Annotated in this window: 13 protein-coding genes; 8 read left to right on the top strand and 5 right to left on the bottom strand. The window is 59.2% G+C overall.

The window, feature by feature from the left end:
* On the top strand, nt 1-1112 hold a 1112-nt coding region (locus Mrose_RS16130; protein ID WP_119280007.1), incomplete at its 5' end, for a hypothetical protein.
* Here Mrose_RS16130 and Mrose_RS19005 read toward each other — a convergent pair.
* Nucleotides 1093-1233 (bottom strand): hypothetical protein, encoded by a 141-nt coding sequence (locus Mrose_RS19005; RefSeq protein WP_182482876.1) that lies wholly within the window; start codon nt 1231-1233, stop codon nt 1093-1095. The two genes, Mrose_RS16130 and Mrose_RS19005, sit on opposite strands and share 20 nt — an antisense overlap.
* Before the next feature lie 262 nt (nt 1234-1495).
* Between Mrose_RS19005 and Mrose_RS18655 the strand changes: the two genes are divergently transcribed.
* The 7 genes from Mrose_RS18655 (at nt 1496) to Mrose_RS19850 (ending at nt 8460) form a co-directional block, all read left to right on the top strand.
* On the top strand, nt 1496-1732 hold the full coding sequence (locus Mrose_RS18655; RefSeq protein WP_147371687.1) for a hypothetical protein: 237 nt from the start codon (nt 1496-1498) through the stop codon (nt 1730-1732).
* Between the two features lie 47 nt (nt 1733-1779).
* Entirely contained in the window at nt 1780-2700 is a 921-nt protein-coding gene (locus Mrose_RS19695) for a DUF4135 domain-containing protein (RefSeq protein ID WP_119280005.1), read from the top strand.
* Entirely contained in the window at nt 2585-3394 is an 810-nt protein-coding gene (locus Mrose_RS19690; protein WP_119280003.1) for a DUF4135 domain-containing protein, read from the top strand. Before Mrose_RS19695 ends, Mrose_RS19690 begins: the two co-directional genes overlap by 116 nt.
* Before the next feature lie 196 nt (nt 3395-3590).
* Nucleotides 3591-5174 (top strand): ABC transporter ATP-binding protein, encoded by a 1584-nt coding sequence (locus Mrose_RS16115; protein ID WP_147371686.1) that lies wholly within the window; start codon nt 3591-3593, stop codon nt 5172-5174.
* Nucleotides 5175-5185: 11 nt separating this feature from the next.
* Entirely contained in the window at nt 5186-5833 is a 648-nt protein-coding gene (locus tag Mrose_RS16110) for a hypothetical protein (protein ID WP_119279999.1), read from the top strand.
* Nucleotides 5834-6342: 509 nt separating this feature from the next.
* Nucleotides 6343-8145, top strand: a complete 1803-nt coding sequence (locus Mrose_RS16105; protein ID WP_182482874.1) for an ABC transporter ATP-binding protein — start codon at nt 6343-6345, stop codon at nt 8143-8145.
* Nucleotides 8146-8259: 114 nt separating this feature from the next.
* Nucleotides 8260-8460, top strand: a complete 201-nt coding sequence (locus Mrose_RS19850; RefSeq protein ID WP_220452352.1) for an ATP-binding cassette domain-containing protein — start codon at nt 8260-8262, stop codon at nt 8458-8460.
* Between the two features lie 109 nt (nt 8461-8569).
* Here the strand turns inward: Mrose_RS19850 and Mrose_RS19685 are convergent, their stop codons facing one another.
* From Mrose_RS19685 to pcaH, 4 genes are all read right to left on the bottom strand, one after another.
* Nucleotides 8570-9913 carry a 3-oxoacid CoA-transferase gene (locus Mrose_RS19685; RefSeq protein WP_119279995.1) on the bottom strand — a complete coding sequence of 448 codons (1344 nt, stop codon included), beginning with the start codon at nt 9911-9913 and terminating at the stop codon, nt 8570-8572.
* A 93-nt stretch (nt 9914-10006) separates the two neighbouring features.
* The gene (gene pcaB, locus Mrose_RS16090) at nt 10007-11350 is read right to left on the bottom strand and encodes a 3-carboxy-cis,cis-muconate cycloisomerase (RefSeq protein WP_119279994.1); all 1344 of its coding nucleotides are present in this window, start codon (nt 11348-11350) and stop codon (nt 10007-10009) included.
* 11 nt (nt 11351-11361) lie between these two features.
* A complete protein-coding gene (gene pcaG, locus Mrose_RS16085; RefSeq protein WP_119279992.1) occupies nt 11362-11913 on the bottom strand; it encodes a protocatechuate 3,4-dioxygenase subunit alpha in 552 nt (183 codons plus the stop codon).
* Nucleotides 11913-12565, bottom strand: a 653-nt coding sequence (gene pcaH / locus Mrose_RS16080; RefSeq protein WP_119279990.1) for a protocatechuate 3,4-dioxygenase subunit beta, incomplete at its 5' end; no start/stop codon positions are given. The genes pcaH and pcaG, both read right to left, overlap by 1 nt.

Below are 12565 nucleotides of genomic sequence, written 5' to 3'. Positions count from 1 at the left end.
CCCGGCCCGCCCCCAGTTCCGGGCCGACCTGGACAATTTTTCCGTCCTCCACCGCCAGGTCGGCCACCGCGGTGCGCTACTACGCGCTGTGGCTATCTTTGCTGCTACAAGGCATGCAAGGCCAGGCCAACCCCGAGCTACTTCAGGCCCTTCTGAAGCATAGCCGGAGTCCCCTCCTGGCTTACGACCTGCCTCTCCTGGTGCAGCTCTTCAAGCACCGTGTACTGTCTATTGCGCAACCCTCCTCCACTGCACACCCCCATCTCACCCGCCTGCTGCGGGCGGCCCGGGCCCAGCCCTCCAGAGAACCCCTGCCCCAGGCCCTCCTGGCCCTGGCCGAGGGGCTCTACCGCTACCCCCAGCTCGAGGCCCGCCCCCTGCTGGAGGAGAGCCTCCCCGCCCTGGAAGCCGAGTGGGCCGAGGAGGCCCTGCGGGCGGTGGCCCACCTCTGCGCCCTGGAGGGCCAGCCCCTTCCCGAGCCCTACCGCAGCATGGCCTGCTCCCTGCGCCCCGAGGCCAGAGCCCTCTTCCTGCCAGCCGAACTCCCTACGCTCAACCTGACCACCCCCTACCTAGAGACCCTGGGAAAGGCCCAGCTTCAGGGCTACCCCAATCTGCGGCCCCGCAGCCTGGAACTCCTCACCCTCCTCCTAGCCCACCCGGAAGGCATAACGGGCGAGGCCCTGGCCCATGAACTCTATTCCGAGCCCAACCCCCAGGCCCTCAAGACCGAGCTCTGCCGCCTGCGCCAGCAGGGGTTCGATATCCAAAACCGCCCCTACCGGCTCCTCACCCCCATCGAGGCCGACTTCCTGAAGCTTCAAGAGGCCCTGCAGCAAAATCAGCTTCACCCAGCCCTGGCCCTCTACCAGGGCCCCCTCCTGCCCAGAAGCCAGGCCCCGGGCGTCGAGGCGTTGCGGAACCGGATCGAGGAGCAACTCAAACGGCGGGTGCTCGACCACCCCGACCCCGAACCCCTCTACCGGCTGGCCCAGAAACTCCCAGATGACCTCGCCCTCTGGGAGGCCCTGCTCCAGCGCCTCCCCGCCCAAGACCCCCGCTACCCGGCGGTGCTGGCCTGGGCAAGAAGGCTCAGCGCCCAGTACCGCTAGGCCCGCCTGAACGCACCGCACCTGGGGGGAAGCAGTCGGGGCGGGCGCAGGCGTAGGCTGCATCCCGGAAAGCCAGAGCCAGCAAGACCAGCAGGGCCAGAAACAGAATCGCTCTGCGCATACCTCCACCCTAGCCAACCCCAGGTAACCAACCGAGTCAGAAGGTAACCAAAATGAGTTAAGAAGGTCACCATTCTGAGAGGGGGTTTGGTTACCTGGGGGGTGCTAGGTTGAGGGTGCCCTAGGGATTCTACGTGGAGGGGAGGTGAAATAACGTATAGCTTCATTGCTTAGTTTGATAAGCATAGTTGCAAGGTCTAGACACGTGCTAGGTTTGCAACAGAGCATGAGCACATGGATAGAACTCAAAAGGAGGTAAAGGGATGGAAACTGTAGCAATGGCAAGCCACTTGGATGCCATAACTGGCTTGAGTGAACTCAAAATTGATGAACTTGCCTACAGATTGCTGTGTGATAGTTGCGAAACTACCAAGTGCTGTGCTAGTGGAACTGACAGCTGTGAAGACTTTACCGCCGCTCCCAATTTGAGCATCCCTGCTATTGCAAAAACTTCTGTGCCCATTGGTAAAGTCTTAGCGGCTTACGGTCGACCCTGGTGATAACTGCCGAAGGGAGGGTGTAATCTGCCCTCCCTTTTCAAGTAAGTATGCCTGGCTACCTACACATTCAAGATTTTCTTGACAGGATAGAGTTCCCCGACGCTTACCGTGCCTTTTTCTATCTGGAGGCCATCGAATCTGGCTTGGCGAGACTATTGAGTTCCAGGAATCCCCATACCGTAGAAATCGAGGCTTTGCTTCCTTTTTTTAATAGCCTTGTTGACGATGCTGATCGCAGCATGGCTCCCGTGTTTGCCTATGAGATTACTCTGGCCAAACAAAAAACAAGTTTACAAGGAAGTACTACGCAAAGCCGCTACCGTAGTTTCTTCCTTGATTCTGAGGGATGGGCCCCTCACCTTAGAGCAGTTAGGACAAAGTACGGCTTTTTATTCAATGCCGTGTCGGATGCCCTTGTTTACTCGATTAACAACCTCATTGAATGCTTGACCAGATTTCACGCTGACTGGACACGTCTCAAGCAGTTCCTGCTCACGGAGGAAAGCTCCGCGCGGATAAAGAAAATTACTCTTCTTTCGTCGGATCGCCATCGTATGGGACGGCAACCCATATTACTCGAATTACAATCAGGAAGCAAAATCATATATAAACCGACAGACTTAGTATCTGATGTTCTTTTCGGTTCGTTTATTGACCTGCTAAAGTTGCCAAAACCGTTCGATCTCAGGTATGCCCGGGTTATGGCCAGGGTTGGCTATGGTTGGATTGAGTTCATCCCACACGAAAGCTGTTCTGAGTATTATGAAATCGACGACTATTATCGTCGAACAGGTGTATTGCTGGCAATTGCCGATTACTTAAACTACACCGATGGGCACACCGAAAACCTAATTGCCTTCGGACCATATCCAGATTTTGGTAGACACCGAAACGTTATTCCAGCCTGGATCTGCGAACAGGGAAAACCGCTCTCCTTTATTTACTATGCTGGTGCAAAAAATTCCTGATGATCTTGACGGATTTCGTTTCAGCGCAGCAATCCAAGCACCTTCAAATAATCGGGTTCACATGGTTTTTCCTTATGTTCAAAATGATCAAACAGATGAAATGAAAATTCTTTTCCACGGTGTGCCAGCACCAAACACCCAGAACAATCCCATTTTTGGCGATCAAATTTATCTACCGGGAAGCTACGTAGAGTCTATTATCGAGGGCTACCGGTACGGATTTGATCGAATAACCAAACGTGTAGAGCGGATTTTTTCTCCGAACTGGTGGTCGGCGCTCGGTCACTGCAGACCTCGTTTCATTATACGTCCGACGGTTTACTATGCGATGCTAATTCGCCTTATACAACAACCTCGCTACTGTGCAGAACCTGAATCCATAGGAAGTTTTTTACGACACCAGCTGGCTAAATCACCTACAGATTTAAATCAGTTTATCGGGTATGAGGTAGCGGATCTGAAGCGTTTTGATATCCCCTACTTTTACCACAGGCCAGCTCAACGTTCCATCTTTGATGGCTTCGATCAAGAGTATCCAAACTTCTTTGCAGAATCTGCGGTAGTGCATCTGGCGAGAAATATGGTTGAATTCGATAAGTCTTACAGAGATCGATCAGTTGATATCTTGCGAGCAGAGATCGAACGAGCAAGCCGAATAACTCGAAAGAGGGAGGATTCACTTGTTAGCAAATAAAGGCCTTTTAGGCATTGCCTTGTGCCGGGTGGCCCAGGCTACTTGGCTGCTATGGCGATGCACACCTATAGAGGTTAGCACACTCGTCCTACTTCTACTTGTGCAAGGGGCGGTTCCAGCAGTAGCGATTTACATTAGCAAGTTAACCATCGATGGGCTGGTTAGCGGTGAGCAGACACGCGTAGTAGCCCTGGTCTTGGTCTGGATCTTGGGTCAGGTTTTGGGAGTCCTGTTCGGCACGCTCAGTCAGATCCTGCAAGGAAATGTTGCCGAGCGCTTCACTGCTTATATCAACCTGCAACTTATGCAAAAGGCGGAGGAGATAAGAGGGCTGGATCTCCTAGAGCAGAAGGGGTTTCATGACGATGTCAAGACGCTGCAGGAAGGTGCTAAGAGCCGGCCGCTCAACCTGGTGGTGAACATGGTCTTCACCTTTCGTGAGCTTGTTACCGTTCTGGCTCTACTCGTGCTGCTGGCGCCATACGCCTTATGGATGCCACTGTTGTTGCTCGTAGGCACGGTTCCGCTGGCGCGGGCCACCTTGCATCTACGGGAAGTGGGATGGCGCGCTTTGGTCAGCCGTAGCGAGAACGCGCGCGCGCTGGAGTACTACAGTCGGCTGGCGCTGGGCATAGACCATGCCCAAGAGGTGCGCCTCTACAACCTCTTCGGCTGGCTGAGAAAGCGCTACGGCGAGCGCTTTGAGGAATCCCATCGCTTGATGCGGAAGGTGAGGTCCATGGAAATGAGCAGGACGGTACTTCCCATGCTAGTTTCGCTGGCAGCTGTTGGGGTTGTGTTTGCCTGGGCGGTAAATACCTCCATAGCGGGAGTGCTTACGGTCGGTTCGGTAGCCCTAGTTGTTCAGAGCATCATCCAAATGCAAACGAGCATTCAAGGCTTTATTGAGTCGCTCGGTTATCTGTTTGAGCGCTCCTTGTTTTTTGACCACTACTTCCGTTTCCTGAGGGCATCTTCCAAGGTGAACAACCCAGCCCACCCTCTCCCTGTGCCCTACAGGCCTTCGATCGTTTTTGAGAAGGTTAGCTTTGCCTACCCAGATGGGCGTAAGGTTCTGCATGATGTGTCCTTCCACATCCGCTACGGCGAGACGGTGGCGCTGGTGGGTGAAAATGGGGCCGGAAAGAGCACCCTGGTCAAGCTGCTGCTGCGGTTTTACGATCCCCTCGAGGGCCGGATCTTGGTGGGTGGAAGCGATCTGCGAGAGTTGAGGGTGGAAGAGTGGCGTTCCCGAGTGGGGGCCATCTTTCAAACTTACGGCCGGTACGCGTTCAGCGTCGCCCAGAACATTGGGATAGGCGACCCAGAGCGCCCTCTAACTCAGGAAGCCCTGGAGGCAGCCGCTAGCAACGCGGGATTAGGCCCGGTCATCGACAGACTTCCAAGTGGGTACGATACCCTCCTTGGCAAGGAGTTTGGGGGGACCGACCTTTCCGGAGGTGAGTGGCAGAAGCTGGCCATCGCCAGAGCCCTTTTTCGCAAGGCGGACCTTCTGATTTTGGATGAGCCCAGCGCGGCCTTGGACCCCCGCAGCGAGCACGAGATGTTCCAAAGCTTCGCAGCCATCTCGAAAGGACGAACCACCTTGCTGATCACCCACCGCCTGGCCTCGGTACAGATGGCCGACCGGATTCTGGTGCTCAAGGAGGGTAGATTGGTGGAGTGCGGCACACACCAGGAATTGCTGGCCATGCGGGGAGAGTACTTTTCGCTTTGGACCCTTCAAGCCTCGAAGTATGCCGAAGCTGGCAAAGCCTAAGCGGGTGGGTTATGGAAGATATTTCGCGCTACATCGTCCTCCCTTACGAGTCAAAGGATTATGGCCCGTTCCTCCAAGTCATGCATGCAATGTGGCCAGAATTTACCTTTACTGACCAGGATTTGGCGAGGAAGGACATGATTTATGCAGGGGAGCTGTCACGCTGGGGCGTTTGGGAAGGCAATGAGCTTTTATCTTGTTGCAATCTCTACATGCGCCCGGAGGAGTTCTTTGTAAGCTGGTTTTATCGTCCAGACAGTAGCGGCGGCATCTCTGCAATCAGGGTGCTCATCAGTCACATTCTCGAGAAGGCATATGTTGACGAAGCCGAAATAACTTCGCGCGTACTCGGGAGCCACCCGCTTTGGCCTATACTTCAAAGTTTCGGCTTCTTTCCGCGAAAGTCTATCGTTGACTGGGTCTTGGATATTGAACAAAGAGGGGGAATTACCGATATAACCGTTTCTGAACCGGAATCGAGCTACTTTTCGCTGGATCAGTGTCGAAATGATATGCGGATTTTAAGACAAATCTACGAACTTGAGCTAGACTATGTGGGAAAGGTACCTCCATGGTTCACCTTCCAAGTTTTCTACCGAAATTTGCTGTCTATCCCCACACTGAACACATCAGCTTCTACAGTCCTTTTGCAAGGGTGAAAACAAAATAAGAAAAATCATAGCTAGAGAATATTATTACGATCTTATTGCCCAAATGATAAAACGTGTTTCAAGCTTTTCCGCAGCAGAAAATCAAAAAAGAATTTGGATTTCCACAGATGATCGAAACATACTGGGCCACTGGATTAGTTCCTTTGGTTTTGTCCCTGCGTATACTTGGCTCAACGTGGTACGTTCCGTAAAGTGTACCAGAAATTGATGCCACTGCATGAACGAGCATCGCTTATGCACCGCCTTGGAGAAGCTGCCGATTGGATCAATCGCAGACTCCCGGTTGGTTACCGTGTAGCTGTTGAACTCCGAGAGCGAAGAGTGCTGACCACCGATGGGCCCCCCGTCGAGGGCATAGATTTCGTGTTCCTCCCGGTGGGGAGTCCTATGGACGAAGTGTACCTCCGTGAGGTAGAGGTCGCATATCGTCTCTCGTGCCAGGCATTCCGCTTGCTGCCAGCAGCAAAGCAGTCAACTAGCTGAGGATGGGGATGCCTATGCAAAAGGGACTTGCTGCCCTACGGGTGGTGCCGAAAGCCTTGCGGCTCCTCCGGGATGCAGGGGCATCCCACCTGTACGTTGTCTTCGCGCTAACGATCCTGCAGGGCCTTCTGCCCCCCGCCATGGGCTACTTCGGTAAGCTCATTGTGGATCACCTGGCCAGCGGCAGGGGAGCTACGGCGGGGCTTTGGGCACTGGTCGGGGCCGAGGGTCTTTTGGCGGTGGCCCTAGCCGTGGCCTTTCAGTTAAGCAACATTTACCAGGCCGTCCTGCGCGAGCGCTTGTGGCAGATGCTCAGCATCCAGGTCTGCCAGCACGCCAGCCAGCTCGATCTGGACTTTTTTGAGGTTCCCCAGAACTACGACGCCCTGACCAAAGCCAACCGCGAGCTGGGCTTTCGGCCCATGATGATGGTGTTGAACCTGGTGACGGCCCTGCAACAGACGATCTCCGTTGCCGGCTTCGTCCTGGTGATCCTGGCCTTTCAACCGCTGCTCGTCGTCGCGATCCTGATTGCCCTCGTCCCCGCCGCGCTCGCGGCTAGGGATTCTGGCCACATCACCTTCACCTCCTACGACGTGTCCACAGCCGATGGCCGGCGGGCGGCATACTTCGACGGCTTGATGATGTCCGATGGAGCCGCCAAGGAGTTGCGGCTGTTTGACCTCGCCCCCTGGCTGCTCGCTCAGCGCCAACAGTATGCCGTGCGGGTGATCAAGCGGCGGTTGCGAGCGGCCTGGGTCACCGGGAAGAGTTTTGTTACGGCGGCTGCCGTATCCGCCGGGGCTCAGTACCTGGCCCTGGCCTTCGTCGCGTACCAGGCAGCCACGGGGCGCATCACCCTCGGTGACTTCACGCTCCTGGCCGCAGCGCTTGTAGCGGTTCGGCATAACCTCTCCCTCGCGCTGGCGAACCTGGGGGAACTGCTGGAAAACTCGCTATTTTTCAGCGACCTTGACAGGTTCTTCGATTTCAGCCCTAAGATCCGCCCGCCGGCCACCCCCAGACCGTTGCCGAGTTCCGAAGAGTACCAGTTCGTGTTTGAGAATGTGGGCTTTACCTACACAGGTGCCTCACGCCCGGTCTTCGAGAGCCTCTCGTTCGAGCTGAGGGGAGGGGAAGCGACGGCCTTGGTCGGCGTGAACGGGGCCGGCAAAACCACCATTGTGAAGCTGCTGACCCGGTTATACGACCCGCAGCAAGGCCGCATACTGCTGAATGGGGTGGACATCCGCGAGTTCCCGCTCGAGCAGTACCGGGCCATCTTTGGCGTCATCCTACAGGACTTCGTGCGGTACCACCTCACAGCCAGGGAGAACATCCTGGTTGCGAAGGTCTCGGCTAACCCCGACGACCGCAGGCTCGAGGAAGCTGCCCGGCTGGCAAAGGCCGATAGCGTCATAAAGAGTCTCCCAATGGGCTGGGGCACCATGCTCGGGCGACAGTTCGACGAGCAGGGGCAGGCACTCTCCGGCGGGCAGTGGCAGAGGATCGCCTTAGCTCGGGCCCTGTACCGGGATGCCCCGGTGCTGATCCTCGATGAGCCGACCGCCGGCCTGGACGCCGAGGCCGAGGCTGAGCTCTTCCTTGCCTACCGCGAGCTAACCCGCGGGAAGACCAGCCTGCTCATCACCCACCGGCTGAACACCGTGCGCATGGCGGACCGCATCCTGGTGCTGGAGGGTGGCAAGATCGTGGAGGACGGATCGCACCAAGAGCTGCTGCGGAAAGGCGGGCGTTACTATGAGCTGTTTACTGCGCAAGCTTCGACCTATGGGGCCGAGGTGACCAAGCCATAAACGGGGCGGGGGCCGCTGTGAACCTCTACGTCATCCGCGAGCTCACCAAACACTACGGGGTGCGGGGGTGTTGGCTAACGATGCGATCTCCCTCGAGATCCACCAGGGAGAGAGATCCTGGGGATCTTCGGCCCCAACGGGGCAGGGAAGACCACCTTCGTGCGTCAGATTACCGTGCTGCTGCGGTCCACCCCTGGACGCATCAAGTTCCTCGGCCAGGACGTAGCGCGACGTTACGGGAGCTTCTATCAGTGGGTTCTCAGCCGGTGCTGGCTTCTGCCAATGTCTACCCCATACTTCCTCGCCAGGCTGTGAATCGAAGCCCCGGTCCGCCAATGCTCCTCCACCAACAGCGCTCGCATCTCAACCTTTCCCGTTGGCCCCGGATTTCTTCGGGAATGTAGGTCAAATCCTGCCGCGCCCCTTACACCTTGGCGATAAACCTGGCCGAGGTTTTGGCCCGAACCTCCTCGAGGCTTGCCCCCGGCATCAGCTCGAGCAGCGTGAGCCTTCCACCTGGGTAGCCGAAGACCGCCAGCTCGGTGATGACCAGGTCGACCGCTCCCACCGCGGTAAGGGGCAGATCGCACTCGGGGACGATTTTCGCGGAGCCGTCGGGGTTGGTGTGGGTCATGGTGATGATGAGCTTCTTAGCTCCCGAGGCCAGGTCCATCGCGCCCCCCACTCCCAGCAAGGGCTTGCCGGGCACGGCCCAGTTGGCCAGGTTGGCCTTTTCGTCTACTTGCAACCCACCCATGATCGCCACGTCCACGTGCCCCCCGCGAATCATGGCGAAGGAGTCGGCGCTGTCGAAATAGGAAGCGCCAGGCAGGGCAGTTACCGGGATTTTGCCAGCATTTACCGGGTAATCCATCGCTCCACCTTCCTCGGGCGCTGGCCCCACCCCTAGCATGCCGTTCTCGGTGTGGAGGATGATACCCATATCGGGCGTGATGAGGTCGGCCACCAGGGTAGGAATGCCGATGCCGAGGTTGACCACCTCACCCGCCTTGAGCTCCTGCAACGCGCGCCGGGCGATGCTCAGGCGCAGCGGGTCCACCTTCTTGATGGAGTTTGCCACCGAGGCCGAGGAGCCCAGGTCCTCCGGGGTCATCCTGGCTTCCACCAGGTAATCCACGTAGCAGCCCGGCGTGTGCACCTCGTTGGGGTCGATCTCGCCTACCGGCACGATGTGCTCGACCTCCGCGATCACTAAGTCGGCGGCGGTGGCCATTGCCTTGTTGAAGTTTTGCTCGGTCATGCGATAGACCAGGTTGCCGGCGGTGTCGGCCTTCCAGGCCCGGATAAAAGCCACGTTGCCCCGCAGGGGCTCGATGAACACGTATTCCTTCCCGCCGATGACGCGGGTCTCTTTGCCCCTGGCGAGCAGGGTTCCAGCAGAGGTGGGCGTGTAAAACCCGCCAAGGCCCGCCCCCCCGGCCCGCAAGGCCTCGGCCAGCGAGCCCTGGGGGAGCAGTTCGACCTCGATGGCCCCGCTTTGCGCGGCTTTGACGGCTTCGGGGTTGGAGGTGAAGTACGAGCCAATGGCTTTCTTGATCTGTCCGTTGCGCAGCAAGCGCCCACCACCCAAGCCAGCTTCACCCACGTTGTTGCCGACGTAGACGAGGTTCTTGACGGAGGTCTGGGCCAGGGCGTGCAGCAGATGCACGGGGTTGCCGGTCATTCCGAAACCCCCGACCAGCAGGGTATCTCCGTCCTTGACTTTCGCTGCTGCTTCTTCCGCAGTGATTTGTGGAACGCGTTTCACCCTATCCCTCCCGAGTGCCGTGGCGAGCGGAGGCCACGAGCGCTCAAAACCCCCATGGCCACATATCCCAACGCCACGCCGAGGATGAGTGCCTCATCCATGCAAAACCTCCTCCGCCTGCTGCAACACCCGGTCGATGAAGAGCTGGCTCGAGCCGAGGTAGTTTTCCTCCTTCAGAGCTTCCCAGCGGATGGGGAAGCTCACCCGCTCCCGCACCACCTCCAGCAGGTGGCGCCCCTCGCTCCGGGCCGCCTCGACCGCCTCCCGGATCAGGGCTTTGGCCTGCGTGCGCCCCATGTGCTCGGCGAGGGCGAAGTTGAGGGCTTCAGCCAGCATCAGGCCCCTCGAGGCCAGCACGTTCGAGCGCATTTGCTCGGTGTTCACCACCAGGTGCTCGCTCAGGTAGCGGGCCTGGTTTAGGGCGGCAGCAGTGTGGGCCAGCATCGAGGGCAGGGTCAGCCACTCCAGTTGCCAGCCGTGCGTGGCCCGCTCGTGTTCGGCGATCAGGGCGTGGTGCATGGAGGAGAGCAAAGCCGCATTGGCCCGCGCCGAGGCGATGATGACTTCGCTGAGCACGGGGTTGGATTTTTGCGGCAGGGTGGAGGAGCCACCCCGCTCGGGCTCGGCGCTCTCGCGCAGTTCGCCTACCTCGCTTTGGGCCAGCAGGATGACGTCCTGAGCCATCTTGGCCAGGCTGCCGCTCAAAAGCGCGAGCCATCCGGCCAACTCGGCCAGGTTGTCGCGGGCGGTATGCCAGGGGAAAAGTGGCACCCCCAGGCCCAGCGCTCGAGCGAGACCCTCCTGTACTCGCAAGCCATCCGACCCCAAAGCCGCAAGGGTGCCCACCGCGCCCCCCAGCTGCACCACCAGCAGCCGGGCTTTGATCTGCTGCAGGCGCTCCAGATCCCGCAACAGCGGAGCCATCCAGCCGGCGACCTTGAAGCCGAAGGTGATGGGCAGGGCCTGTTGGGAGTGGGTGCGCCCGGCCATCAGGGTGTGGCGGTGTTGCGCGGCGAGGTCTGCAAGAGGCCGCAGGGTGTGGCGCAGTTTGCCCTCCAGCAGCTCCAGCGCTGCCCGTAGCTGCAGAACCAGCGCGGTATCCAGGATGTCCTGGGTGGTGGCTCCCCAGTGCAGGTAAGGCGCGAAGCTGGGTTCTACCGCCTGCCGGAGCTGGGCAAGCAGTCCGGCTACAGGTACTCCGTCGCGGGCGGTGGCCTGAGCCAGGGCCGCCCAGTCGGGAGTGAAGTGAGCGGCGGCGGCGGCAATGGCCCGCGCGGCTTCCGCAGGAAGGAGGCCCAAGTCCGCTTGCACCTGGGCCAAAGCGCTTTCCACCTCGAGCATGCAGGCCACCTGGTGCTCATCGGAAAACAACGCGGCTAGGGCCTCGTCGCCGAAAACCCCTCCAAACAGCCTCGACTCGCCTGGTAAAAATGGCATATCCTACAGGTCTACAGCTCGAAAAACACCGTCTCGCCTTCCCCCTGTAAACGGATGTTCCAGCGGTACACGATGCCGCCCGGGGTTTCGCGGCGCTGGGCCACCAGGGTCTGGCGGCGCAGGGGGTCCAAGCTGCCGAAGGTGGGGTCTTGGGTGTTGTCGTGGTCGGAGAAGTACATGCGGGTGACAGCGTGGGTCAGCATGCCGCGGGCGAACACCCGCACGTTGATGTAAGGCACCGGGTTCTGGCCGATTGGCCCTGGTTTTACCGTATGAAAGCAGAAGCCCTCGCCCACCGTAGCCGAGCGGCCAAAGCCCCTGAAGTTGGGGTCGGCCTGGGCATGATGGGGGTCGGCGGGGTGGCGGAAATGCCCGAGCGCATCGGCCTGCCAGATCTCCACCAGCGCATCGTCCACCGGCACTCCCTCCCCGTCCAACACCCGGCCCCGGATCACGATCCGCTCGCCCAGGGCCTCCTCATCCGCCAGGATGTTCCCTCCCTCCCGCACGAGGCCGAAGTGAAAGAAGGGGCCCACGGTCTGACTGGGGGATTGTGGGCGCATCAGTGGCCTCCTTCTTCGAAGTACGTCCGCTCGTAGCCGGCCAGCACGATGTCGAAGCGGTAGCCCAGAGCCCACTCGGGCCGGGTGAGCTCGAGGTCGAAGGTGGCGATCAGCCGCCGGCGGGCTTTGGGGTCGGGAATTCCCTGGTAGATAGGGTCGTGCTCGAGCAGAGGGTCGCCGGGGAAGTACATCTGGGTGACCAGGCGTTCGCTAAAGTTGCGCCCGATCAGCGAGAAGTGGATGTGGGCAGGACGCCAGGCGTTGGGGTGGTTTCTCCACGGGTAGGCTCCGGGTTTGATGGTGATGAAGCGATAGCGCCCGTACTCATCGGTGAGCGTCCGGCCCGCACCCACGAAGTTAGGATCAAGGGGTGCATCGTGCTGGTCGTTCTTGTGGATGTAGCGCCCGGCGGCGTTGGCCTGCCAGATTTCGATGAGCGTGTTGGGCACCGCTCGCCCGCTCTCGTCGAGGACCCGCCCGCTGACGATGATGCGCTCGCCCAGCGGCTCACCGTTTTTGGCGGCGTTCTTGGTGAGGTCGTGGTCCAGCGGGCCGATATCCCCCTCCCCGTACACCGGGCCGGTCCGCTCGGAGAGCGAGGCTGCGAGGGGGACGAGGGGGTGGTGGGGGGCCCGGCGGACGGTGGAGACGT

The organism is Calidithermus roseus (assembly GCF_003574095.1).
In the GTDB taxonomy this organism is placed as follows: Bacteria; Deinococcota; Deinococci; order Deinococcales; family Thermaceae; genus Calidithermus; species Calidithermus roseus.
This window is presented reverse-complemented; position numbering and strand designations above follow the sequence as displayed.

Bases quoted from the DNA above. Each gene is read 5' to 3' on its own strand.
- Mrose_RS16110 (WP_119279999.1), top strand. From the start codon at position 5,186: ATGGAAGATATTTCGCGCTACATCGTCCTCCCTTACGAGTCAAAGGAT.
- pcaB (WP_119279994.1), bottom strand. From the start codon at position 11,350: ATGCCATTTTTACCAGGCGAGTCGAGGCTGTTTGGAGGGGTTTTCGGC.
- Mrose_RS19005 (WP_182482876.1), bottom strand. From the start codon at position 1,233: ATGCGCAGAGCGATTCTGTTTCTGGCCCTGCTGGTCTTGCTGGCTCTG.
- pcaG (WP_119279992.1), bottom strand. From the start codon at position 11,913: ATGCGCCCACAATCCCCCAGTCAGACCGTGGGCCCCTTCTTTCACTTC.
- Mrose_RS16105 (WP_182482874.1), top strand. From the start codon at position 6,343: ATGCAAAAGGGACTTGCTGCCCTACGGGTGGTGCCGAAAGCCTTGCGG.
- Mrose_RS18655 (WP_147371687.1), top strand. From the start codon at position 1,496: ATGGAAACTGTAGCAATGGCAAGCCACTTGGATGCCATAACTGGCTTG.
- Mrose_RS19695 (WP_119280005.1), top strand. From the start codon at position 1,780: ATGCCTGGCTACCTACACATTCAAGATTTTCTTGACAGGATAGAGTTC.